The organism is Blautia ammoniilytica, from assembly GCF_025566965.1.
Taxonomy (GTDB): Bacteria; Bacillota; Clostridia; order Lachnospirales; family Lachnospiraceae; genus Blautia_A; species Blautia_A ammoniilytica.
Window position 1 is genome coordinate 62402 of the sequence record NZ_JAOQJL010000010.1, and the last position, 25572, is coordinate 87973.

Genomic DNA, 25572 nt, shown 5'->3' on the forward strand with positions numbered 1-25572 from the left:
TGCTGATAGTGGTTATACTTTCATGGATGTTGTTTCTTTACACAACTCCCTGATCTTTGTATCAGTTCTGTGATGGATATTCAATATAAGAAATCGTTTCTATAATAACCTGTGATACATATTAATTCGGGATATGTTCTTCTCCGATTCTCTTTATTACTTACTGCGTATCAGGTCTTTCTTGCAGGAAATACGATCCCCATCACTCTTATATTGATCTGAATACTTACGTTCCCACTGGACTCACCCTGCCTTTCCAAGATTACTTTTTCATCCTTTTCATGTAACATCTATATACTATGAATTGAATGAATGTCTTTGTTTCAGATAACCTTCTCTGTTATCTTTTGTTTTCTCGTCTTCTTTTTGATGAGTTTATATTACCACCGCGGCTTTTATTTGTCAATACTTTTCTGCATTTTCTTTCATGTTTTTCATTTTCTTTCTCATTTCAGTGTTCTTTTTTGTTTATTTATTTGTATTTTTTATATTGTTCAGACAATTCATTTTTTTACTTTGTATTCATTAAAAAGAATATGATCACAATGTGCATCACCAATGTTAGCGGAACTCCTACTGTAAAGTAATCTTTTCGGGTTTTATGCCGAAAAAGATACATTGCCAGCCAAGCACCTATTGAACCTCCTACAAATGAAAGTCCCAGCAATGTGACGATCCTTATTCTGGATCTGTGCTCAATTGCCGCTATTTTATCCATCGCAAAAGCAGCAAAAGTAACAATATTTATCACGATCAGATAAAAGGACAGTATTTTATTTCTTTTAAAGAAATCCCAAAATGAGAACGTAATATGATCTGCCAGATTTCCTTTTACGATCAGCAGCAAAATGATTTGTATAACAAATATGCATGCTACAAAGATTCTGGACATCATATTTTCTTTATGGGATTTTCTATCAAAAATAAGAATGGCCGCTATAATGCCTGCCGACCCTCCTAATAGCGATACAATGGTTAGTAAGGCGTCGATCTGGCCTGTGGCAGTATGGTCATAAAGCAACTTATTAATAAGAAAAACCATCAAACCAACCACATTAATTACAACAAGATAATATTCAAATGCTCCCAATTTCATTTCATTCTCCCCGTCATTAGCTAATAGTAAAAAGACTGCCAGAATTCCTGATGCAGAACCTGGCAGCCATTCTTATCCGGGATTTCTCCCTTTTATTTACGATTGTAATTGATCAGGCACCCCTTCAGGATGATCTCACGTTCATCATCCGTCAATTCTCCTAAAGTCACTTCAAATTTCTGAAGACCGCTCTCTTTTACAACATATCCGGTGATCACATCTGCCTTTTCGGCAACTGCTTTCTGGATACCGGGGAAGAACAGATAATCTCCATTTGCAAATGGCAACTCGCCTTCTTTGATCAGGAAAGGAAGCATTCCCCAGTTGATCAAATTGGAGCGGTAACGCTTGGTAGCATACTCATTGGCAATGTTTGCCCATCCCCCCAGTACCTTCTGACAGGATGCAGCCTGCTCACGGGCAGATCCATCTCCCGGCTTCACAGCAAAGATCGTGCTTCCAACGCCCAGGTTGCCCTTTCCGGCATCTGGAAATTCTTTCTGGATGGTTTCCATCACAGGCTTTAACTCAGGAAGTGCTGTGAGAGGACATTCTCCTGCCTGGATCGCTTTCTGTGCCTTCTGTACCTCTTTGGCACGGCCTACATACGCAGGATCCTTACGGGAAAGCGTAAACTCAGCAAGCCCAAGCGGATTGGATCTGTAGGAAGACGTCTCGCCAGAAGGAATCAACTCATCCGTTGTTGTAACAGGATCATGGATCTCAGAAACAACCTTCAGTACAAGATTCTCTGCAAGAGGTGCCATTTCCGGCCAGTCTTTAATATTCGGTCCAAACTGAATCTCTACAGACGGATCCGCAACACCCTTGCTGTCGAATACACGGTTCTCATAAATTGTCTTATCAAAGAAATATTTCTGGCCTGTATATCCACCGGTATATTCCTCTGCAGATGTAAGGAAGCCTTTATTTGCTGCCGTAGCCGCAATAGATCTGGCATCCATAAGAGCAACAGAAGAAATCTGGCCATTCTGGATCTTAGATCCTTCACGGTTCGGGAAATTCCTGGTAGTGTGACGGATACTGAATGCATTATTTGCAGGTGTGTCACCAGCGCCAAAGCAAGGTCCGCAGAATGCAGTCTTAACAACAGCGCCTGTTTCCAGAAGGCTTGCCAGCACTCCATTTTTGGCAAGTTCCATATAGATTGGCGTACTTGCCGGATAAACACTTAAAGTAAAGGCATCACAACCAATACTGCTGCCCTTCAGGATATCTGCTGCTGCACAGATATTTTCAAATCCACCGCCTGCACATCCAGCAATGATCCCCTGATCTACGTAAAGCCTTCCATCCTTTACTTTATCTCTTAAAGTATACGGAATCTTACCATCAAGGCTTACCAGGGCTTTTTTCTCCACATCTGCCAAAATATCATCCAGATTGGCATTCAATTCATCAATGGTATATGTATTACTCGGATGGAACGGCATAGCGATCATAGGCTTGATCTCTGAAAGATCGATCTCCACACATCCGTCATAGTATGCCACTGCACCTGGCTTCAGTTCTTTATAATCAGACTCTCTGCCATGGATCTCATAAAACTCATGGATCTTCTCATCTGTCTGCCAGATAGAAGAAAGACAGGTAGTCTCGGTGGTCATAACATCTACGCCAATACGGAAGTCTGCACTTAAATTCTGGACGCCAGGTCCTACAAACTCCATAACCTTATTCTTAACATAACCATTGGCAAATACTTTACCAATGATAGCAAGCGCCACATCCTGGGGACCTACTCCCGGACGGGGAGTTCCTTTCAGATAAATAGCAACCACACCTGGCATATTGATATCATATGTCTGGGAAAGCAGCTGTTTTACAAGCTCAGGTCCGCCCTCTCCCATAGCCATGGTTCCAAGTGCTCCATAACGGGTATGACTGTCAGATCCAAGGATCATCTTACCGCAGGCTGCAAGCATCTCTCTTGCAAACTGATGGATAACCGCCTGATGGGGCGGTACATATACACCACCGTATTTCTTGGCACAGGTAAGTCCAAACATATGGTCATCTTCGTTAATGGTGCCTCCTACTGCACAAAGGGAATTATGACAGTTGGTCAGCACATAAGGAACCGGAAATCTTTCAAGTCCTGATGCACGTGCAGTCTGGATGATCCCCACAAAAGTAATATCATGGGAAGTAAGTTTGTCAAATTTGATCTGAAGCTTCTCCATATTACCGGAGGTATTGTGTGCTTCCAGAATTGAGTAAGCAATGGTATTTTTTGCAGCTTCTTCTTTGGAAACCGGAAAATCTGCCTGTCCTGCCGGAATGATGTCATGTCCATTCTGCAGATATACACCTGTATCGTATAATTTCATAATCCCTTTCTCCTCATTTCAGTTTTTTAAACTAGTACATCGAATATTAAGTTTCGATGTACTAGTATAGTGAAACAGTCAATGCTGTTCACCTGATTAAAGCCTATTATAAAATAAAATTTCCCTGACTGCAAGACTTAGGTTAGCAGAGTAAGATGTTACCAAGGCAATGCTGTAAAATAATCATTAACCAATTTATTTTTATGTTGAAACCACTGAAAAAGAGTGATACCCTAATGATTAACGCAAGAATAACCTTATTTGGCGATTTTAGCAGGAGGAACAAAAATGGAGAACCATACCAGAGAACAGCTTCTTAAATTATTAGAAAATAACAGCCGGCTGACCAATGCAGAACTGGCAATCATGCTTGACGTCACACAGGAGCAGATCCATGATGAGATCGCATCCCTTGAAAAAGAGCATATTATCTGTGGTTATCATACACTGATCAACTGGGATAAAGTAAATGACAACGATGTTACAGCTCTTGTAGAGCTTCATGTCACCCCGCAGGGAGGCAATGGCTATCAGCAGCTGGCAGACCGGATCAAACAGTATCCGCAGGTACTTTCTCTTTATCTGATGTCCGGAGCCTACGATTTCCTTGTTATGATAAAAGGAAAAACCCTGAAGGAGATTTCCCTGTTTGTTTCCGGTAAGCTTGCCTCTATTGATGAGGTACAAAGCACAGCCACCCATTTCGCCCTTACCAAATATAAAGAACTGGGCGTTGACTTTAACAGTAAAAAATCTGATGAAAGAATGATAATGACACCATGAATGAATTTCTATCTGAAAAGGTAAAGGCTTTAAAGCCATCTGGAATACGTAAATTTTTTGATATAGTAAAGGAGATCCCTGGAGCCATCTCCCTTGGTGTTGGAGAACCGGATTTTGAAACTCCATATCACATCCGTGAGGCCGGGATCCAGGCATTGCAGGCCGGCAAGACCTTCTATACTTCTAACAGCGGCCTGATGGAGCTTCGTAAAGCAGTTTCTGACTTTACCAAACGACGTACAGGACTTACCTATGATCCTGCATCTGAGATCATGCTTACTGTAGGCGGCAGCGAAGCTATCGACGTAGCTCTCCGTACCATTATTAATCCAGGGGATGAAGTGATTTATATTCAGCCCAGCTACGTTTCTTATCTGCCCTGTATCCTTCTGGCGGATGGTGTTCCGGTTCCAATTGAATTAAAAGCCGAAAATCGTTTCCGCCTTACCCGTGAGGAACTGGAGGCAGCCATCACTCCCAAGACCAAGGCATTGATCCTTTCTTTCCCCAATAACCCTACAGGAGCCATTATGGAAAAAGAGGATCTGGAGGCTATTGTGGATGTGATCAAAGAGCATCACATTCTGGTGATCTCAGACGAGATTTACAGCGAACTTACCTATGGAAAGGAGCATGTATCCATTGCATCCCTTCCCGGCATGAAGGAGTATTCCATTGTGATCAATGGTTTTTCCAAAGGCTTTGCCATGACCGGCTGGCGTCTGGGCTATGCTCTGGGCAATAAGGAGATCCTGAAGCAAATGATCAAGATCCATCAGTATGCCATCATGTGTGCTCCTACCGTAAGCCAGTATGCTGCAATTGAAGCCATGTACAACGGCGATCAGGATGTTATTTACATGCGGGAATCCTACAACCAGAGACGTCGTTTCCTCTATCATGAGCTGCAGCGTCTTGGACTCCCCTGTTTCCTTCCGGAGGGAGCTTTCTATATGTTCCCGGATATCCATGAATTTGGCATGACCAGTGAGGATTTTGCCCTTGACCTTCTGAAGGAAGAAAAGGTAGCCGTTGTTCCAGGCAGTGCTTTCGGCGATTGCGGTGAAGGCTTTATCCGTATTTCTTATGCTTATTCCATTGAGGAGCTGAAAGAAGCTCTTCTCCGCATTGAACGATATCTGAATCGAAAACGCAGCCAGAAGACAGAATCCCCAAAGCAAGTATAGCCCTGGGGCAGATCTGAAGGGGAGGTAAATATATGTTCCGTTTATGGGGGAAAATTTGGAAAGACAACCATATGCTTAAAGACGAAGTGGTATGTGATGACCGTGAAGACACCCGCACACACAAGGTTTTCCACTGTCTTGAACAGCTTTGTTATGATATGGATCTTGGCAATCCCATCTGGCTGGATACTACGGTCCGCCATTTCCAAAAGCATGATAAAGCGCGTTTTTACCAGGATAATTTTATTGAACAAATTGATTTTGACTACCTGGAGATCCAAGTAATTGAAGAAGATTAAATGAATGGAACTCATGATACAAGCCGCATATAACATCATCTTATTTTACTGAATCCAGAAAAAAACGGAGAAGCCCCCACATTCCCGGGAACTTCTCCGTTTTGTCATTATCTTGCCATCTTTGCGTTGTAAGCTTTATTTATAGCACGCTTCTGTTACTTCACACGTACCTTTTTCGGTGAGGAATACGCTCCGTATACCTTACCGCTCTTTGTGCTGATATATGCACGCACTTTCACATAATAGGTTTTCTTGCTGGTAAGCCGCTTAGCAGTTGCTGTTGTAGCTGTACCTTTCTTTACAGTAGCAGCCAGCTTATAGCCGCTTCCCTTTCTTTTTGAAACATAAACCTCATATCCATTGACTCTGGAAATTCTGCCATATTTCACAGTCAGAGATCGTTTGCCGCCTGTTACTCTGGAGATGGCTGCCTTCTTCGGTGCCAGTGTACTTTCGATCACTGCTGCCGGGCCTTTGGCGCTTAAGCTGCCCTGGATAAAGAATGGAATCACCTTGTATCTGTACTTGGTGCCATACTTCAGTTTCTTATCTTTATCCGTATACCGTGTGTTGGTACCGCCGTTTAAGGTTGCACGCAGCACATATTTCTTTTTCGCTTTTTCATAGCGATATACATAGTATCCGGTTGCACCAGGCTGCGGATTCCAGCCAATGGTCAGTTTCTTCTGGGTAGCACTAACCGTTTTGCCTCCGGTTACTTTCTTAAGGTTAGGCTTCACAATGTAGAATTCCACTGTTGCGGATCCTGCAAAGCTTCCCAGACCGCTGATCACTGCAGTTGCCTTTCCAACATTGATATTGCTGGAATAGGATACTGTATAATCCACACCTGCAGTAAGTGTACGTCCCATATAAGTAATATTAAGAGCAGGTGTTACAGCACTTCCTGTGTAATACTGATTGGGAACTGCCGCGATCTGTGCATAGCCAATGGATGTGGTTCCTGATGCCCTTACCACCCGGAAGCCATATTTTGCATAACTGCTGTCAGAGGTAAGCCTTACCTTAATGGTGCTGCCGGAAACCGTAACTGTTCGGTTTCTAAGCTCTGTACCTGTATAAGTACCAACCTTCTTTCCTGTGCCATCCATGATGTAAATGTAATCGAAATCATCCTCTGTCTCGGTATCCGAACTGAAGGTAATGGACACGGAACCGGCACCATCTACATGATAGCTCCAGGTTCTGTCTTCATTGTTTGCATATGGATGATCTGACTGGAACTGGCTAAGATCTGTTACATTCACCATGTTATCTTCCGGAGCTACAACAGTTACCTGGCAAGAAGCAGAAAGACCGCTTTCTGTAGCTGCAGTGATCACTGCAGTTCCTGGATCTCGTCCATAGACCTCACCATCACCATATACGTCAGCCACATCATAATTGCTGGATGTGAAAGTAACACGGTCCGTTGCATCTGACGGATAAATATCATAACTCAGATAATAGCTTTGTCCATCTCTTATGGTAATATTCTGAGTATTCAGGGTAATCCTTTCAGCAGGTACGTAAACCGTTACATTGCAATATGCATGGAAGGTATCTCCTATACTTGCCTCGATCAGTGTTGTTCCTGAAGATATTGCTTTAACAGAAGCAACGCTGTTGTTTTCTCCTGATGTAACCAGCTCTGCCACATCTGTATCATAAATGGTCCAGTCAACTCCCTGCTTTTCTGTTGTATCAAAGGGCAGGAAATTCACACTTAAAACAGCTGAATCATTTTTCTTAAGTTTTAATGCACTTTCACTGATCTGGATACCGGTAAGCGGATTCGTCACTCTTACCTTGCAGGTTCCTTTCACATCGCTCTTTGTGCGGACTGTGATCTCTGCATCTCCCACTGCATTAGCAGTTACTTTTCCATTTTCATCTACAGATACGATCTCCGGATGATCAGAAGTATAAGTAAGGGCTTCTGTTGCATTGGAAGGAGTAAGCAGTACTTCTACCGTGTCCTGAGCTCCCACACCGTCCAGTTCCAGTGTTGGATAGATCATGCGGATATCCGCTACAGGAACATCCTTTACAGTTACACTGCAGGTATCAGAATAAGCTCCGCAGGTCACTTTGATCTGTGCTGTTCCTGCTTTCAGAGCCTCTACTTCGCCTTTTTTACTTACACTGATGATATCTGTCTGCTCTGTTGTATATGTACATTTGTCACTTGCATCTGATGGAGTAACTGCTGCATTTAACTGCTCCACATCTCCAACAGAAAATTCCAGTGTTTCCGGTAAGGATACACCAGTTGCCTTTTTCTCTTTCTTAAAGAGTGCAGTAACCTCCACATCCTTCTCAGGCATGATAAAGGTAGTGCTTGGGCTGTCCTCATCTTCAAAAATTCCATCATTTGCAGTCCAGTGGTCAAACACATAACCATTCTTTGCAGCTGCGATCACATCTATTTCTGTGTCTGAATCATAGTTCTTCTCATTTTCGCTTACAATGGTTCCGCCTTCACCAGCTGTGATCTTAAAGGAGCTTGTTGTGAGCAGGCGCACATTTTCTGATGAATTGCTGAGAAGAGAATATGCATCCTCTTCATTACGTCTTGGAGAATCTGTAGCCAGATACAGGTATGCTGCCTTGGAACCATCCATTGTGGTTCTTGGGAAATAAACAGTCCGTACTTCTCCCGGCTCCAGGGTTCCCATATTTTCCGTGTAAAGCACAGCACCGTCCTTAGCATCTGCCAGGATACGGAAGCCTACGTTTTTAGTTTCCAGACCGCTGTCGTTTACAATCTGCAGGACGATACATTCCTGATTATCCATCATTACATCATCCAGCTGCTCTACATAAAGCACACGATAGCCAAGTTCAAACTCTGCTGCATCCTGGCGTACCCCACTGCCAGCCGCAGACACTTCTATTCTGTAAGTTTCCGGCTCATCATCTACATTCAATTCCGGAACAGGGTAATCGATCTGGATCTGTTTTTCTTCACCAGGCTGGATCACTACGTCTTTATGACCCTGACCAACTTCATAATCTTTCTCTGCACAAATGTAGGAAAGATCAATTCCCTCTGCTGCAAGATTTCCATTGTTCTTTACAGTGACCATCATCGGCAGAGCCTGGTCAGAAGCAACATCGCTGTCCTCAAAATCTACTGACTGGATCTTCAGATCCACAGTTTCTTCTACTGTCTTTTCTTCCAGATCAGAATATTTTGTGGTGCCATTTTCGTCATATTCTGCTCTGTTGTAGGAAAGTACCAGCTTGCCATCCTCATTAAAGGCTCCTGAAAGGCCGGAAATAATACCTGCTCCAAGGTTTCCAAGACAATGTACCTTTCCAAAAGCACCCTTTTCCCAGATACATCCATAGACAGCCTTCTGATTCTGATCCTGATCAGATGAAGCAGTGGCAGTCCACAGGATATAGGTTTTTGTCTGGGAACTGATTACCTGGAAATTCTTTGTAAGATTTTCCGGAAGCTGTGCCGGATCAAACACATAAGAAGCTTTGTCATTTACATTTGCTTTATAAGCAATATTCCCATCCTGATACCAGAACATATACTCTGTTCCATCAAGGCTTCCGGTAATGATGCCGGAGGCTGCACTTCCTTCCTCTGTACCAAGATTTCCTGTTTCACCGGTATTGATCTGAATATAGCCACTCTGTCTTGTTTCATCTACATCTGCAAGGGCCTGTACGCCTTCACCAGAGGTAAAGGTATAGGTAACAACCGGGCCTGAGCCTGATGCAGCTACAGAGATCTGGGAAATATAACGGTTTGATCCAATATCTACCCACTTCAGGGCTCCTGTAGTACCATCAGCCCCGATAGAAGTATAGTATACATAACCTGGCAGTGTAGTCTCAAGCGCCTTGTTTTCAGTATGATACCATGCCACATATGCAACACCGTCTTTCACTGCGATTCCAGGAATGGTATCTGTCACATTATTATCTGTAAGAGGATATGTACGGATCATATCAGAACCGCTGCCATAGTGGATCACAGCTACACAGATCTCAGATGCGTTTGCCATCTGATCTACCGTAGTGGAAGAATCGTCAAAGGCCTTCTTTGTATCCTGCCATGCCACATAGATCACTTTCTTTGCTTCGTCTACTGCAACTGCAGGTGCAAAGTCAGAAGTTCCGTCATCGTCAATAATGGTATATCCTGTTTCTCCTGCTTTCTGATATACCAGCTGGCTGCTGTTGCAGATCTGCTTTGAGGGATCCTCATGGATCCAGAATTTATAATTGGTTCCGCCTGCATTTACAAAAATGGGATTGGAATCCGAGCCTGCAGTAATTCCGTTATCTGTCTCCACACCTTCCTCTGACGCCAGAAGGAAAGGCTGTGCATTCAGTTCATCGTAAATATTCTGATCCTGGCAATATACAGAACGATCCTTCCGATTGCTGTCATATACAGTAACCGTAGCCTCTGCCAGCTTCAAACTCTTCTCAAACTTCCACACTGCAGCTTTCAGGCTGGCAGATGCTGTCAGCTCACAAAGCTGGGTAGACTTTACAAAGTCCGCTGTATACTTAACGGTTCCTCTTCCCTCTGCGCCAAAATTGGCAATCCCCTTGGAACCTACGCCGCCTTCAATTGCTACAGAGATAGAAGGTGCAATGGTTCCGCTGGTCCATTTCGGCAAAAGTCCGTTCAGGTTCAATCCGTTCTGGTTTATAATACTTCCTCTGATCTCTGCTTCGATCTTTCCTTCTCCGCTTACTGAGATGTATGTAGGAACGATCCAGAAGAAATTGGTGGTATGGCTTCCAGAAACAGAACCGCATGCCCTGACGACTATATTGACCATTACCTTTCCGTTATCCAGATATCCTTCTCCATATCCGGCAACATTAAATGTAGTCTTAAAGCTTCCTATATTAAGCTTTGGCTGCTTCTTTCCAAGCTTAAAGTCCTTTGCCTTAGATTCCAGAAGTTCTTTGTTCAGCTTTTCCTTTTCCTTCTGGGTGCTAGGCATAAACTTCAGATTCAGACCAACGCTTACCTTTCCATTGTCATCGGTTTTCACTTCCAGATCCAGCAGATCATTCATACCGAATTTCAGGGCATTTCCCATGAACAAGGCTGCAAGGGAAGATTTTCCCACATTCCCCTCTCCCATGGTCATGAATTTCATCTTGGTAATACCCTTTGCCGAAACTACTGGTTTGGAAACCTTCAGTCCAAACTGGATCTCTTTGGAAGATTTACCATCCTTGGAAACGCATTTTACGTATCTTTTTGACTGGGAAGTAAGCTTCTCGATCACAGTGCCGTTTTTCTTTTCCAGTGTTTTGAATTCAAATACACCGGTTTTATTCTTGGCTACCACAGACTCGTCCTGCATCAGGAAATAGACACAGTCATCCATGTCGGACTCAACATTGATCTTAACGGTCTTTGTCTTCTTGGCTTTTGCGATCTCAGCGCTTGAATCCTCCAGAAATGAAACCGTATCGATCAGAAGGTTCTTGTCTCCCATTGTAACGGACTCAATCTCCGGAGTGGTGTCATTCAGATTTTTCAGGGTAAAGACCATTGATTCTCCGCCCTTAAGTTTCTTGCGGATCACCTTGGTGCGATACTGGTCTTTGGAAATGCTAATATCCACATCTCCGGCAATGCTTTTTATGTCATCAAAAAGAATCTTGCCGTTTTCATCTGTTTTTCCCTGAAGTGTCTGCCCATTCTGTCCTGTAAGAGCAACATCCACATCTTCCAGATATTCTTCTGTACCGGTATCCTTTACCTTGATCAGGAACTGGTTTTTCCCTACTGATTCATTACCTGAGCCTGCTGTAATGGAATTACCTACACTGACTCCATAATAGGTTGAAACTTCCATGGATTTGCCGGCAGCCAGTGTGGTTGGATCAAAGCGGATCGCTACTGCACTGTCTCCCAGACTGCTTCCCTCATATGGATCATAATCCCAGTATTCTCCACGGATGGATGACCAGTTGGTAAAATATACCACATCAGGTCTGCGCTCATTTCCTCTGTAAAGATATCCTGTAGCCAGTGTGGTGGGATCATCCAGACGGTCATATACCTGATAGGACTGAGGGATTGCTGCCCCTGTAAAAGTACGGATCGTGGTCTGGTTTCCTACTCCTGGGATCCTGAAAGGTGCATCGTCATTGTTAGCAAGCATGGTATCCAGCATAATACGGATACCTACATCTACTGCACTTCCGGATACATTGATGGCCTGGTAAGAAATCCTCACTGTATCTGCATAGCTGGCATTTCCGCTTTTTACCAGTTCCAGGGTCTGTATGATCTGTACACCGTTATAGGTCATGCTGGCAATTACTTTATTGCCCACACTGTTTACTGTATCTGCCTCAAAAAAGCGTTCCTGATCTCCTATTTTGATCAGGGTTTCTGATGTATTTGGATTGGGATGTCCATACAGAAGCTTTCTGTTATTGTCAGAATCGTAGTTTGGATTTCCTTCACAGGTTCCCATGGTAAACTTGCCTTCGCTGTTTACTACTGCTTCCAGATAATTATTTCTCAGCCAGCCTTCAGTTCCTGAAGAATGAACCGCCGCAGTCTCCGGATCCACTCCCAGGTACTGTCTTACATAGGCCTTATAGACCTCATACAGATGGATGTTCTCTTCTTTTGAAAGGCTGTCCACATCCACACCCTGACTTTCCAGATATTCTCTGAAAGACAGAAGCGCTTCCGGTTCTTCTGATCCTTCCTCACCGGAATCAGAGAACTCTTCTGCCTCTGTGCTGCCATCCCCAAACAGGGAGTCTGTCTGTGCTGTATCGGATGCATCTGAAAAAGCACTGTCTGTGTCATCAGACATCTGTGGTGGAATCTCCTGTGCGTCCAGCACCTGTTCCTCGTCCACATCCTCTACGGCTTCCTGTGCATCTGAAAATCCTTCAGCTCCCACCTCTGTCACAGCTTCTTCTGCTGCCAGCAGTGAAAGCGGCTGCCCTGCAACCATGGATACAGTCAGTAATGCACATAAAAACTGTTTCAACCTCTTTCTCTTCATCTTCTTTCCCTCGTTTCTGTACATTTGTTATTACTGTACATTTCTTCGCAAAAAATTATATCATGCAGTATAAATACAAACAACACATTTTCCTGTTTTTCATAAGATTTTTCAAGCTTTGATATACTTTTGATATGCTTTTAATCAGCTTTTCATTAGCTTTTCAAATTGTGAAAATGCTGTTCATTCTCCCGAATTCATGTTATACTTTACCATAAACATAAGAGGTGACAGATAATGAACATAGCATTAATTGATGACATGCCCCAGGTACTTACCCATACCAGGAAGCTGATCCAGCAATTTGCTGATTCCAGCAATATAGATTTTTCCATCACCTGCTACTCCAGCAGTGAGGAACTGCTTGCAGATTTTACCCCACATAAATATTCCATACTTTTTATGGATATCTATATGGACGGACTGCCAGGCATTGAAGCTGCCCAGCAGATCCGCAGACAGGATGAAAGCTGCCTGATCGTTTTTTTGACAAGCAGTAGTGACCATCTGCCTCAAGCCTTCCGCTGTCATGCTTTTGACTATCTCCAAAAGCCTGTCACGCAGACGGATATTTCCCGTGTCCTTCAGGATGCCCTGCGTCTGATGCAGACAGATATCCAGTATCTGGAATTCACTCATAACCGCCAGACGGTCCGGATTCCCCATAGTGAGATCATCAGCATCCTTTCTGATGACCACCGTACCGTTGTTACAGACAATAAAGGCGGCCGTTATGATCCGCTGATCAGCTTTTCAAAGCTGACTGCTGATCTTGAGAATGAAAGCCGTTTCAGGCAGATTAACCGGGGAATCCTTGTGAATATGGACTACATTTCCGGTTTTGACAGCAATCTGTGTATCCTTTCCAACGGCCAGAAGCTTCCTGTATCTACACGCAGACTTTCCAGGATCCGTCAGCAATGGGAGGATTATACGTTTGCCTCCATCCGTCACAAGATGGCAGAAAGGAGACTTCATTCATGACTTTACAGTATTTTTTCTCTGACGTTTGCACCTACCTTGCCATTATCCCTGCGGCTATTTTTTGCTTTCTCCCCACCAGGCAATATATGAAATGGTCATCCCGGTCCGTGATCCTTGCATTTTCACTTCTTTTCATCCTGATGGTGCCTGTTGGAGTCTGTTTGGGATTTTTCTTCCATTTGGATGACAATATCACAGTGGGGATTATGATCATCATATTTTTCATCGGTTACAACCGCCTTCTTACTACCCGTTTCAGCCAGAACCTGAATACGTTCTGCCTGTGCATAGCACTGATGGCATTTTGCAGCAATTTTGCCAGAGGCTTTGACGCCCTGCTCCATCCTGATGCACCTGCAAACAGTTTCAGTCTGGAAGCCTGTCTTTTTCAATTCGGATGCAGTATTCTTCTGGTTCTGCTTCTTGGGTGGCCGGTTGCCCATTTTGGAAGCAGGCTGATCCATTCTCTGAAGGCAGATGCCCCCTGGTACGCCATGTCTCTTGTTTCCTGTACATTTTTTATTCTGAATATTTTCATCATTCCCCATAACTACCAGGTACTTTATTCGTATCGTGTATTTACTGTATTCTGGCAGATACTGGTTTGTATGATCTTTATGCTTTGTTTCATTTATTTTGTTTTCTATTTTGTAGCGCAGACAATTCTGACAAATGCAGAGAATTCCCGGAAGCTGCGGCTTATGAGCATGCAGGAATCCCTGTATCAGAGACAGCAGCGATACATAGAGCAGACAGCTGTGCTGCGCCATAATTTCCGTCAGACTGTAGTCACTCTCCAGGGTCTTTTAAATGAACAGGATTACGCTTCTCTTAGTTCTTATCTGGATGAATATATGAAAACCCTGCCTGTAAAGGAAACCAGTGATTTCTGCCAGAATTATGCCTTAAACTCCCTGCTGAATTACTATCAGCAGGCAGCACAGAATCAGCAGATCAAGACACACTGGAAAATCCAGCTTCCTTACAAAATCCCTGTGGGGGATGTGGATCTTTGCACTTTAGTGGGAAATCTTCTGGAAAATGTGATCAAAGGATGTAATACTGTGACAGACAGTCCTAAATACCATGATCTGTCCGTATCTGTAGAAAAGGAAAAGAATCTCTATATTGTTTCCACCAACAACTTTGACGGAAAAATAAACAAAAGAAACGGGCAGTATCTGCCCGTGTATAAACAGGGAGGAAGCGGGATCGGTCTGTCTTCCATCGAGACTATCGCTGAAAAATACCATGGCTTCGCCCGGTTCTCCCATATTGGTACTGAATTTTATATTGATGTGATGATCCCGCTATGGCAGGATCTGCCGCCGCTTCAATAAACCCGGTTTACAGTATCTCCCCTTTGGAAACGGCGTATATTTTGGACTACCTCCTCTACTACCCGGAAACGTGTTTCTTTTGCAGCCCAGGCAATATGAGGTGTGATCAGAAGCCTGGTGCTGTCCTGTATCTTCAGTAGCGGATTCTCCGGATCCATAGGTTCCCTGCAAAGTACATCCAGCGCAGCACCTGCGATCTCATCTGTGGTCAATGCTGTGTACAGATCCTGCTCATTTACCAGGGCTCCTCTTGCCACATTAATAAAGATGGCTGTATTCTTCATCTTTTTAAAAGCATCCAGCGTAAACAGATTTTCAGTATATGCATTTAATGGTGCATGGACAGAAATAAAGTCCGACTTTGCCAGCAGAGTATCAAAATCTGTCTGCTCATATCTGCTGTCATACTTATGTCCTGATGCTGAATAGCACAGCACCTTGCAGCCAAAGGCTTCTGCCAGCTGCGCCACTCTTCTGCCAATAGCGCCTAGCCCAATGATCCCCCAGGTTTTATCCTGCAGTTCACAGAAGCTTTTTCCGAAATGGGAAAAACAGCTTCCTCTTGCATATTCTCCGGATTTAACATACTGATCATAATAGGACAGCTTTTCCAAAATATAGAAAAGCAGTGCAAAGGTATGCTGTGCCACTCCGTTCGTAGAATACCCAGCCACATTGTAGGCAGCGATCCCTTTTGCTTTAAGATAATCCCCATCCAGGTTATTGATCCCTGTAGCAGTAAGGCATACCAGTTTCAGATTCTTTGCCTGTCCAATGGTTGCTTCACAGATAGGTACTTTATTGGCGATCACTACATCTGCATCCTGCACACGCTCAGGCGCCTGCTCACTGGTGCAAGAAGGATAGATCACCACTTCCCCAAACTCTTCAAAAGGAGTAAATACCATATCTTCTCCCAGACTGTCTGCTTCCAATATTACGATCTTCATGTCGTATCTCCTCTCTTCACTGAGACTCATTTGTTACCCGCTGCTTATAAAGGCGGACGTAAGTGCACATCCTATGTATCCTAAATGTAACGATTCAGTCCATAAATTCCCGTATGATCTCACGCATGATCTCTTCCTCCTCCGGAGTAAGCATCTTGCTGAAATGACTGCCGGATGCAGCAGTCTGGCGGATGCTGGCTGTGATCTTGTCCACTACCTGCTCCTTCAGGATAGGATCTGCTTTCTCCTTCGTTGGGATCTCCTCCACCCAAGTACGCATCTGCTCAATATAGTCGGATAATGTGCCCATGACCAGGCTTTCCTTGTAAGAAAAGTCCAGTCCCCACCTTAAAAGCATCAGCACCACAGGTACTGCAGCTCCGATATACAAATAGATCAATGGCATGCCTTTTTCCAGGTCATAAGCAGTTGTCAGATAAAAAGCCAATCCCAGGACTGCTGTTGATAACAGGGAACAATACCATACAAATCGATTCATCCGATGCAGCAGCCTGTCTCTTGTTTTCCATAAATTAAGCCACTTCTCTTTAAGATTTGATAAGCGGCCCGTTTTTCTGATTATTCTTCTGTAAGAAAGATTTGTGGCAAGCATACCTGCAGCGCCCAGGACTCCAAGTCCAGCCATACAATAAAGCAGCAGGTACAGATCCATGATTTTTTTTACCATAAGCTCCTCCTTATATCTTCTTGCTAAAGAAGATTATACCCCGAAACAGGAGCCTGCGGTACATAAATCGTTCGTCAAATTCTATACCTGCCTGACAAATTTCGCATCTGCAATCCTGCCGGAGGCTATATCACTAAGTCTCAGACTTTCTGCAGTTTATTTACCAATTCTTCAAAATGCATAAAATGAGAAGCCTTTACAAGGATGGTGTCTCCTTCTTTTACATAGCTTCCAATCTTACTGAGCAAAGCCTCCCGATCCGGCTCATAGATCACATCCAGAGAAGGATTGTCCTGCTTTGCCTTCTGTGCCATATATCCGGAAAGGCTGCCGCAACAGATCAGAAGGTCGATCCCGCACTTTGCCGCATGGCTTCCCACACCTTCATGAAGGGCGATCTCATCCTCGCCCAGTTCACCCATATCGCCAAGGATTGCCACTTTCCTGCCATCGGCATCCTTTAACACATCCAGTGATGCTTTCATAGACATAGGATTGGCATTATAACAGTCGTCTACGATCAGATATTTCTCTGTGTCGATCATATGGAATCTGCCACTGATCGATTCATAGCTTTCAATGCCCTGACAGATCTGAGGGATGGTCAGTCCATAAATCCTGCCTACAGCAGCTGCTGCCAGTGCATTATAGATCATGTGCTGTCCAGGCATAGGGATCTTTACCGGAAAGCTTTCTTCTCCCATATGGATCCTGCAGGACATCCCTTTCAGTCCCAGGCTTTTCACTTCATCTGCATAAACAGGCAGTCCCTGATCCATGCCGAAAAATACCGGTTTTATGCCATGATATTCCTTCACTGTACACAGCTTGTCATCGTCCCCGTTCAGCACAATATGCCCATCCGGGTTCACATACTGGAAAATCTCTGTTTTTGCCTTTAATACTCCGTCCCGGTTTCCCAGAAACTCCAGATGACAGGTACCAATATTGGTGATCACGCAGGTATCCGGTCTGGCGATCTTTGCAAGACGGGTCATTTCCCCAAAATCGCTAATCCCCATTTCAAGAACTGCGATCTGATCGTCTTCCCGCAGCCGGAATACAGTAAGGGGAAGTCCCAGTTCATTATTAAAGTTCCCCTGGGTTTTCAGGGTTTTATATTTTTCCTTCAGAACAGAAGCGATCATTTCCTTGGTACTTGTCTTGCCTACACTGCCGGTGATTCCCACTACCGGTATCCCCAGCTGCTTAAGATAAAATTCTGCAATATCCTTCACTGCCTGAAGAGAAGACTGCACCTGGATGTAAGGATACTGTGCTCCTTCCAATGGTCTTTCTGATAATGTGGCAAGGGCACCCTTTTCCATAACCTGTGGGATAAACGTATGTCCATCCACCCGCTCACCTGCTATGGGTACAAACAGACCTTCCGGCTGTATCTGCCTGCTGTCTGTGGTAATAGAGGAAACCTGTATGTCTTTTTTATTTTCAGGCCCATGGTAAACACCTCCACAGGCCTTTGCAATATTTGCTAATGTAAGATTCTTCATAAACTTTACCTGTATTTCTTCATGGAGCAACGGATCAGTTCCTCACAAAGCTGTGGATAATCCATGCCCAGAACCTTGGCTTCCTGAGGGATCAGGCTGGTAGGAGTCATCCCCGGAAGTGTATTTGCCTCCAGACAGTACATATCCCCGTTTTCCTTCATAAGAAAATCCAGTCTGCTGTAAGCTTCCAGCTTCAAAGCCTTTGCCGCCTTTACAGCCAGATCCTGCATCTTGTCTGTCAACTCCTGCGAAATATGTGCCGGACAGGTTTCTACAGTAGATCCAGCCTGATATTTATTCTTGTAATCATAAAAGCCCTGGATCGGTGCGATCTCAATAATTGGATACGCCTTTCCGTCTACTACGGATACAGAAAACTCCCGCCCCTTTATGTACTCCTCTACAACTGCTTCGTTTCCGTAAATACTTACTTCTTTTAAAGCTTCTTCATACTCTTTCTGGTCATTTACAATGTAAACGCCTACACTGGAACCACCGCAGCTGGTCTTAACAACCACAGGGAACTCCAGTCCAAGAACTGACAGATCTGTATCAAAGCCATTTTCTCCTGTCAGGGTAGCCCCCTTAGGAGTGGGCACATGATTTGCCAGGAAAAATTCCTTTGTCATACATTTGTCCATGGCAATGGCGCTGCTCAGATAACCGGTACCTGTATATTTGATCCCCATCAGATCAAAAGCCGCCTGTACTTTACCATCCTCCCCGTTAGCCCCGTGAAGTCCCAGAAATGCAATATCAGCTGCCTGACACAATTCCAGTACATTTGGTCCAAAGAAACTGCGTCTTTCGGCTTTCATGGTTTCAATCTGAGGATTAAAGCTCTTCATATATTCTACAGCCTGGTCAACATCGTATTCCTCAGGGAAAGGATCTGCCCAGTCCACATTCTCTGTACCACAAAAAATATCCACCAGAACTGCCTGGTGTCCTTTCTGTCTCAGTGCTTTGCAGATGCCTGTACCTGACATAATGGAAATATCCCGTTCTGTACTGGTTCCGCCTGCCAAAACAACGATCTTCATAATAAGATTCATCTCCTTATATTCATTTCCTTATATTTAATTTCTTATAACCTAATTCCGTATATCCAATTTCTTATATTCATTTTCTTCTATTGATATACCACTACCGGCATGCCGATCTCCACATTGCTGTAAAGAGCTGCTGCCTGGTCATAAGGTAAATTTACACATCCATGAGACCCTTCCAGCTGATAAAGATTACCGCCAAATTCAGTTCTCCATACAGCATCGTGGATCCCTACATTTCCAGAGAAAGGCATCCAGTAAGTGACCTCTGCTGCATAATCCTCTCCTGTGAGTACAGAAGGAGACTTTTTGTTTGCCAGTGCAAAGCATCCGGTAGGTGTAGCACAGCCATCTATATTTGGATTTCCTGTTACTACAGGAGTATCTATGATCGGTTTCCCGTCTTTATAAAATACAAGTCTTTGATTAGTCAGGTCGATCTCCACATAAGTGTAGCCGATATCATTGGCTGCACGGCTCCATCCGGAGTAAGCATAAACCGGCTGCCGCACCTGGGTTTCCCCGCTTTCTACTGCTGCGATCAATGCCTTAGTCTCCGCCTGCTGGTCAATGGCCCATCCATAATCTCCGCCTTCTATTGTAATTTCCCTGTTATCATATGTGAGGAAAGTACGTGTCTTTCCAAATGTATCATATTTGTATCCTAACGCATCCACATATTTTGCTACCAGTGTTTCGTCAAGATACACATCTCCGTTCTGATCTATATTAAACCAATCAGCAATCACGCTTCTGTCTACTGTTTCTGTCCTGTCTGCAAAATCATAGGTAATGATCACATCTGACAGCTGATTCATCTGCTCACAATTACGGATCAGCTGCTCATCTGTGCTATATACTGCCGGCTTCAGATAACAGGCTTCATCCTCCAGATTCACCTGGTTCTGTCCTGTTACCATTGCATTGGCGATCACCTGCTTTACCTTCAAAGGATCCAGGGCATTCCCTGCCACCTCAGGCACGATCTCAAACTTCTCCCCTGTATCCCTGATCTGGGCATCCACAGGCTGGACCACTTTGTCCGGATCCATGCACTTCAGACCGTCTATGGCCTTTGTCATCTTCCCTTCGTCATAGGAAATGTCCTCAGCTACATCATACACCTGATCCTGTCCAAAAGCCAGGAACCATTTATAACGGTTCTGATCTTTGATCAGCTTCTGTACACTTCCAGAAGACTGATAGGAAAGTCCCACGTCCTCTGCTGTGATCCCTTCCTGTCCATTATTCTTCGTACCGATTGCCAGTGCATATGCATGCACTCTTTCTCCAAGAAGGCTCTCTGCCTCCCCTGCTGTCATATAAGAACAATTAAATCCATTTACTGTGGATCCAGGCAGAAAATGGCTGCTGAAATAATATACTCCATAAGCATATGCTCCTACAGTACACAGGAGGAGAATCACGATCAAAACCATCACTATCTTCTTTCCTGCTCCCATTTTCCTGTTTTCTTCTGCCATAAACTGCCTCCGATCCAGTCACAGGGGTCTGTGGCTTTACAGGCCCGCTGTTCTTACATTGCTAATAGTTTTTCCACACTTGCGAGTTTTACACATAAAACAAATACCTGTGCTGCTTTTTCCAGATCTTCCAGTGTAGGGAAGGACGGTGCAATACGGATATTGGAATCTTTCGGATCCTTTCCATATGGATAGGTTGCACCGGCTCCGGTAAGCACAACGCCTGCTTCTTTTGCTTTTGCTACGATTGCCTTTGCACAGCCATCCAGTGAATCAAAGGAAATAAAGTAACCGCCGTGGGGGCTGGTCCACTGACCAATACCAAGACCTCCCAGTTCTTTTTCCAGAGTATCCAGTACCAGTTCAAACTTAGGACGAAGCAGGGCTGCATGCTTTCTCATGTGTGCACGAAGTCCGTCCAGATCCTTAAAGAATTTTACATGACGCAGCTGGTTCAGCTTGTCATGACCAATGGTCTGTATCTGCATATAAGTGCGGAAATCATCCAGGTTAGCCTTAGAAGCTGCTACTGCTGCAATACCTGATCCAGGGAAGCTTACCTTGGATGTGGATGTAAACTTGTAGACCAGATCTGGATTGCCTGCTTTTGCACATTCAGCCAGGATCTCTACCAGGAAATCCTGATTGTCATCATACAGATGGTGGATGCTGTATGCATTATCCCAGTAAATACGGAAATCCGGTGCTGCCGGTTTCAGTCTGGCGAAACGCTCAACTGTTTTCTTTGAATAGGTATATCCCTGTGGGTTAGAGTATTTAGGTACACACCAGATCCCTTTAATTGATGCATCCTTGCTTACCAGCTCCTCTACCATATCCATATCCGGTCCCTGTGGTGTCATAGGAACATTGATCATCTGGATTCCGAAAAACTCTGTGATCTTGAAATGACGGTCATATCCTGGAACAGGACAGAGGAATTTTACTTCATCCAGCTTGCACCATGGTGTATTCCCCATAACACCGTGTGTCATAGAACGTGCAATACTGTCAAACATAACATTCAGGCTTGAGTTACCGTAGATAATGATGTGATCCGGATCCACCTCAGACATTTCTCCAAGAAGTCTTTTGGCTTCCGGAATACCGTCGATCACCCCGTAGTTCCTGCAGTCAACCCCTGTCTCGCATTTCAGGTCATCACCGCTGCCAAGAACATCCATCATTTCCATAGAAAGATCAAGCTGTGCAGCACTTGGCTTTCCTCTGGACATGTCAAGGGCAAGTCCCTGTGCCTTTACCTCTGCAAACTGAGCGTCCAGTTCTTTTTTCAGTGCCTGCAGTTCTTCCTTGTTCATTTCGGTATATTTCTTCATAATTTCCTCCTCTTGCCTGTATTTCAAGGGATTTTACCACTCCCTGTATATCTGTTACATTTTAGTATGCTAAATTATTGGTTGTCAAGCCTTTTCCCCATACAATATTTATATGGAGTATGCACTTTTTTCGTATATTCCAACCATAAGGATCACCTGTATCCCTCTTTTTGCCTTGCACAACCTTCCCTTTTCCACTATACTGTTCTTATAAGGCACACCTGCCATCAAAGGAAATTCAAAAAGAACGAGGTTTTATTTCATGTGGATTGCAGATAACTGGAAAGAATATCAGGTAATAGACACTTCCCGTGGGGAAAAGCTGGAAAAATGGGGGGACTACCTTCTGATCCGTCCGGATCCTCAGGTGATCTGGGACACCCCACGCACAGACAAAGGCTGGAAAAGGCCTAATGCACACTATCACAGAAGCTCCAGAGGCGGTGGAGAATGGGAATTTTTTGATCTGCCGCAGCAATGGGACATTCATTATAAGGAGCTGACCTTCCATCTGAAGCCATTCAGCTTCAAGCACACCGGCCTTTTCCCGGAACAGGCTGCCAACTGGGACTGGTTTGGGGACAAGATCCGTAATGCAGGTCGTCCCATCAAGGTGCTGAATCTTTTCGCCTACACAGGAGGTGCTACCCTTGCAGCAGCTGCTGCAGGAGCCAATGTGACCCATGTAGACGCATCCAAGGGTATGGTTACCTGGGCCAAAGAAAATGCTGTGGCCTCAGGTCTTGGAGACGCCCCCATCCGCTGGCTTGTAGATGACTGTGTAAAGTTTGTAGAGCGTGAGATCCGAAGGGGCAATCATTACGATGCCATTATCATGGATCCTCCCTCTTATGGCCGTGGTCCCAAAGGAGAAGTATGGAAGATCGAGGAAGCGATCCATCCCCTGATCAAGCTGTGTGCTTCCCTTCTTTCTGATCAGCCCCTTTTCTTCCTTGTTAATTCCTACACTACAGGGCTGGCACCGGCTGTACTTACTTATATGCTGTCTACAGAGCTTGGCAGGTTCAATGGCCATGTAGATTCCCAGGAGATCGGACTTCCTGTCAGAAATAACGGTCTGATCCTTCCCTGCGGAGCATCCGGACGGTGGGAGGCAGATTCCCATTAATAACATCTAATAACATCTGTAACAAGGAGAGAGTGTTATGGAACAATTGAATATCAAGCATGAATGTAAGCGCTATGGCTGTGCTGTACTTGCAGCTACTGTTTTTGCCATTAATATCAAAACCTTTGTAAGAGCAGGCGGTCTTTATCCAGGAGGCGTCAGCGGTCTTACCCTTTTGATCCAGAACATTTTTGCCCAGTTTTTAGGGCTTCAGATTCCTTACACTGTGATCAATATCCTACTGAACAGCATTCCTGTTTACGTAGGCTTCCGCTTTATCGGCAAGAAGTTCACCATCAGCTCCTGTTGTGTGATCCTTCTTTCCAGTGTGCTTACAGACCTGATCCCTGCACAGCCTATCACCTATGATTCTCTGCTGATCAGCATTTTCGGAGGGCTTATCAACGGCTTTTCCATCAGCCTTTGTCTGATCGGCAATACCAGCAGCGGCGGCACCGATTTCTTTGCCATTTATTTTTCCGAAAAAAGCGGCAAAGATATCTGGAATTATGTTTTCTGTGCCAATGCCTGCATCCTTGTGGCCGCAGGTATCCTGTTTGGCTGGGACCGTGCACTGTACTCCATTATTTTCCAGTTCACCTCCACCCAGACTATACAGATGCTTCATCAGCGTTACAAGAAGCATACGCTATTCATCGTTACCAGACATCCTGATCTGGTTTACCACGAGATTTCCCAGCTGACCCACCATTCTGCCACCCGTTTTGAGGGGAATGGCTGCTATACCGGTGAGGGGACCAGCCTGCTCTATTCCGTAGTATCCAGAGATGAAGCAAAGCTTCTTGTGAAAAAGGTACACGAAACAGATCCTTCTGCCTTTGTAAATCTGATCAAGACAGACTATATCAACGGACGTTTTTACCATAAGACAGATTATTGAGAAAAGCAGGACTTCTCCTGCTTTTCCATGCATTAAAGAGGATGATTATAATGAATGATGTATCAAGACCTGTACAGGCACAGCGATTTGGGAAATGGTTTCTGATCTGCCTGTCTGTTTTCTTTCTTGGCTTTACAGGCACTGCCTCCGCACAGGCAGCTTCCTATGTAAAGGCTTCCAAAACCCAGGTAAAAACCACCTCCTCCACCAGAAGAGGCTGGGTAAAGCTTGGCAAGCATTATTATTTCTACAATACGAAGGGACGGCTGATGTATGGCCGTATCAAGTACAAGGGCAATTACTATTACAGCTATACCAACGGACGCCGTGCTTCCGGCTGGCTCAAAAAAGGAGGCCGGCGATATTACTGTTCTCCCAGTACAGGGATCATGTTCCGCAACCGCTGGGCTACCAGCAAAGGCAAGCGTTACTGTTTTGACAAAAATGGGGTTGCCATTGCAAAGAAATGGCTTACTTCCAAAGGCAGACGCTATTACTTCCTGGCAGACTCCACCATGGCAAAGGGCTGGCAGAAAATAGGCAATTTCTATTACTATTTTGATAAAACCTCCGGCGTTATGGCCAGGAATCAATGGATTGATGATGCTTATGTTAACAACATCGGTCAAAGGATTGCTACCAGGGAGCCGCAGCCGGACAAGACCTTAAGTTCCTCCCATTATACCTACACAAGCAGCACCCTGAAGATCGATCTTCGCAAAAAATCCATGCATGGGGTTTCTTACTGGGCTGCCAAAATACATATTTCCAGTCCTTCCCAGCTGCGTTCTGCATTATCCTATGGTACTTACGGAGGCACACGCCAGACCACATCCAGTGCTGTATCGTCTAACGGCGGGATCATTGGTGTGAACGGCAGTGCTTTCAGCTACCAGACAGGGAAGCCTTCCCCACTGGGCATGTGCATCAAAAACGGTAAGATCTACGGAGATTACATGACCAGTTACAGTGTAATGGCAGTAAAAAAAGACGGAACCATTTATACCCCTGCCCAGGGACTGATGGGAAAAGACCTGCTGGCAGATGGGGTAAAGGATACCTACAACTTTGGCCCTGTGCTGATCAAAGATGGCAAAGTACAGCCAGCCTGGTCCGAAACAGCCAAATATTATCCAAGAACTGCCATTGGCATGATCTCTCCTTGTAACTACGTGCTTCTTGTTACAAATACCGGTTCCTATACAGGGTTGAATCACTGGGATATGGTTAATATCTTTCTGTCTTATGGCTGCACCTATGCCTACAATCTGGACGGAGGCGGCTCAGCCACTTTATATTACAATGGCAATGTTATGAACAGCCTGATCAGCGATTATCAGCGTCCCTGCGCAGATTTCCTTTACTTTACAAAATAAAACCCACGATATGATTACAGTGTCCCAAAAACGGTGCATCTGTCAGATCCTTTCAAGGATCAATGACAGTGCACCGCTTTTCTTT

General features: G+C 44.5%; 17 protein-coding genes. 8 read left to right on the forward strand and 9 right to left on the reverse strand.

From position 1 onward, the window contains the following. Positions 1-511 precede the first annotated feature (511 nt). The gene (locus OCV61_RS06720; protein ID WP_158421177.1) at positions 512-1096 is read right to left on the reverse strand and encodes a DUF1294 domain-containing protein; all 585 of its coding nucleotides are present in this window, start codon (positions 1094-1096) and stop codon (positions 512-514) included. A 92-nt stretch (positions 1097-1188) separates the two neighbouring features. Further along, the gene (locus tag OCV61_RS06725; RefSeq protein ID WP_158421178.1) at positions 1189-3447 is read right to left on the reverse strand and encodes a hydratase; all 2259 of its coding nucleotides are present in this window, start codon (positions 3445-3447) and stop codon (positions 1189-1191) included. A gap of 288 nt (positions 3448-3735) precedes the next feature. Between OCV61_RS06725 and OCV61_RS06730 the strand changes: the two genes are divergently transcribed. The 3 genes from OCV61_RS06730 to OCV61_RS06740 are packed head-to-tail and all read left to right on the forward strand — an operon-like array spanning position 3736 to position 5716. Further along, positions 3736-4230 (forward strand): Lrp/AsnC family transcriptional regulator, encoded by a 495-nt coding sequence (locus OCV61_RS06730; protein WP_158421179.1) that lies wholly within the window; start codon positions 3736-3738, stop codon positions 4228-4230. Further along, the gene (locus OCV61_RS06735) at positions 4227-5417 is read left to right on the forward strand and encodes a pyridoxal phosphate-dependent aminotransferase (RefSeq protein ID WP_158421180.1); all 1191 of its coding nucleotides are present in this window, start codon (positions 4227-4229) and stop codon (positions 5415-5417) included. Before OCV61_RS06730 ends, OCV61_RS06735 begins: the two co-directional genes overlap by 4 nt. A 32-nt stretch (positions 5418-5449) precedes the next feature. Then, positions 5450-5716, forward strand: coding sequence for a hypothetical protein (locus OCV61_RS06740; RefSeq protein WP_158421181.1), 267 nt, complete (start codon positions 5450-5452; stop codon positions 5714-5716). A gap of 155 nt (positions 5717-5871) precedes the next feature. On the opposite strand, the gene OCV61_RS06745 is transcribed toward OCV61_RS06740, so the two are convergent. Continuing rightward, positions 5872-12738: an Ig-like domain-containing protein gene (locus OCV61_RS06745; protein WP_262582719.1), complete on the reverse strand. Its 6867-nt coding sequence runs from the start codon at positions 12736-12738 to the stop codon at positions 5872-5874. A 237-nt stretch (positions 12739-12975) separates the two neighbouring features. On the opposite strand from OCV61_RS06745, the gene OCV61_RS06750 reads away from it, so the two are divergent. Next, positions 12976-13722 (forward strand): LytR/AlgR family response regulator transcription factor, encoded by a 747-nt coding sequence (locus OCV61_RS06750; RefSeq protein ID WP_158421183.1) that lies wholly within the window; start codon positions 12976-12978, stop codon positions 13720-13722. Next, positions 13719-15062: an ATP-binding protein gene (locus OCV61_RS06755; RefSeq protein ID WP_262582720.1), complete on the forward strand. Its 1344-nt coding sequence runs from the start codon at positions 13719-13721 to the stop codon at positions 15060-15062. Before OCV61_RS06750 ends, OCV61_RS06755 begins: the two co-directional genes overlap by 4 nt. Here OCV61_RS06755 and OCV61_RS06760 read toward each other — a convergent pair. From OCV61_RS06760 to OCV61_RS06785, 6 genes are all read right to left on the reverse strand, one after another. After that, a complete protein-coding gene (locus OCV61_RS06760; protein ID WP_158421185.1) occupies positions 15056-16012 on the reverse strand; it encodes a D-2-hydroxyacid dehydrogenase in 957 nt (318 codons plus the stop codon). The genes OCV61_RS06755 and OCV61_RS06760 overlap by 7 nt on opposite strands. A gap of 94 nt (positions 16013-16106) precedes the next feature. Next, a complete protein-coding gene (locus OCV61_RS06765) occupies positions 16107-16700 on the reverse strand; it encodes a hypothetical protein (RefSeq protein ID WP_158421186.1) in 594 nt (197 codons plus the stop codon). Positions 16701-16840: 140 nt separating this feature from the next. Further along, on the reverse strand, positions 16841-18211 hold the full coding sequence (locus OCV61_RS06770; protein ID WP_158421187.1) for a UDP-N-acetylmuramoyl-tripeptide--D-alanyl-D-alanine ligase: 1371 nt from the start codon (positions 18209-18211) through the stop codon (positions 16841-16843). A gap of 5 nt (positions 18212-18216) precedes the next feature. Continuing rightward, positions 18217-19254, reverse strand: coding sequence for a D-alanine--D-alanine ligase family protein (locus OCV61_RS06775; protein ID WP_158421210.1), 1038 nt, complete (start codon positions 19252-19254; stop codon positions 18217-18219). A gap of 89 nt (positions 19255-19343) precedes the next feature. Continuing rightward, entirely contained in the window at positions 19344-20744 is a 1401-nt protein-coding gene (locus OCV61_RS06780; protein WP_158421188.1) for a L,D-transpeptidase family protein, read from the reverse strand. A gap of 53 nt (positions 20745-20797) precedes the next feature. Beyond that, positions 20798-22081, reverse strand: a complete 1284-nt coding sequence (locus OCV61_RS06785; RefSeq protein ID WP_158421189.1) for an aspartate aminotransferase type Ic — start codon at positions 22079-22081, stop codon at positions 20798-20800. Positions 22082-22343: 262 nt separating this feature from the next. Here OCV61_RS06785 and OCV61_RS06790 point away from each other — a divergent pair, with 262 nt between their 5' ends. Genes OCV61_RS06790 through OCV61_RS06800 form a run of 3 tightly spaced genes read left to right on the forward strand, consistent with a single transcriptional unit; the run spans position 22344 to position 25487 of the window. Continuing rightward, complete coding sequence (locus OCV61_RS06790) at positions 22344-23210, forward strand: class I SAM-dependent methyltransferase (RefSeq protein WP_158421190.1); 867 nt, start codon at positions 22344-22346, stop codon at positions 23208-23210. 37 nt (positions 23211-23247) lie between these two features. Then, complete coding sequence (locus tag OCV61_RS06795) at positions 23248-24111, forward strand: YitT family protein (protein WP_158421191.1); 864 nt, start codon at positions 23248-23250, stop codon at positions 24109-24111. 50 nt (positions 24112-24161) lie between these two features. Continuing rightward, positions 24162-25487, forward strand: a complete 1326-nt coding sequence (locus OCV61_RS06800) for a phosphodiester glycosidase family protein (protein ID WP_262582721.1) — start codon at positions 24162-24164, stop codon at positions 25485-25487. Positions 25488-25572 lie beyond the last annotated feature (85 nt).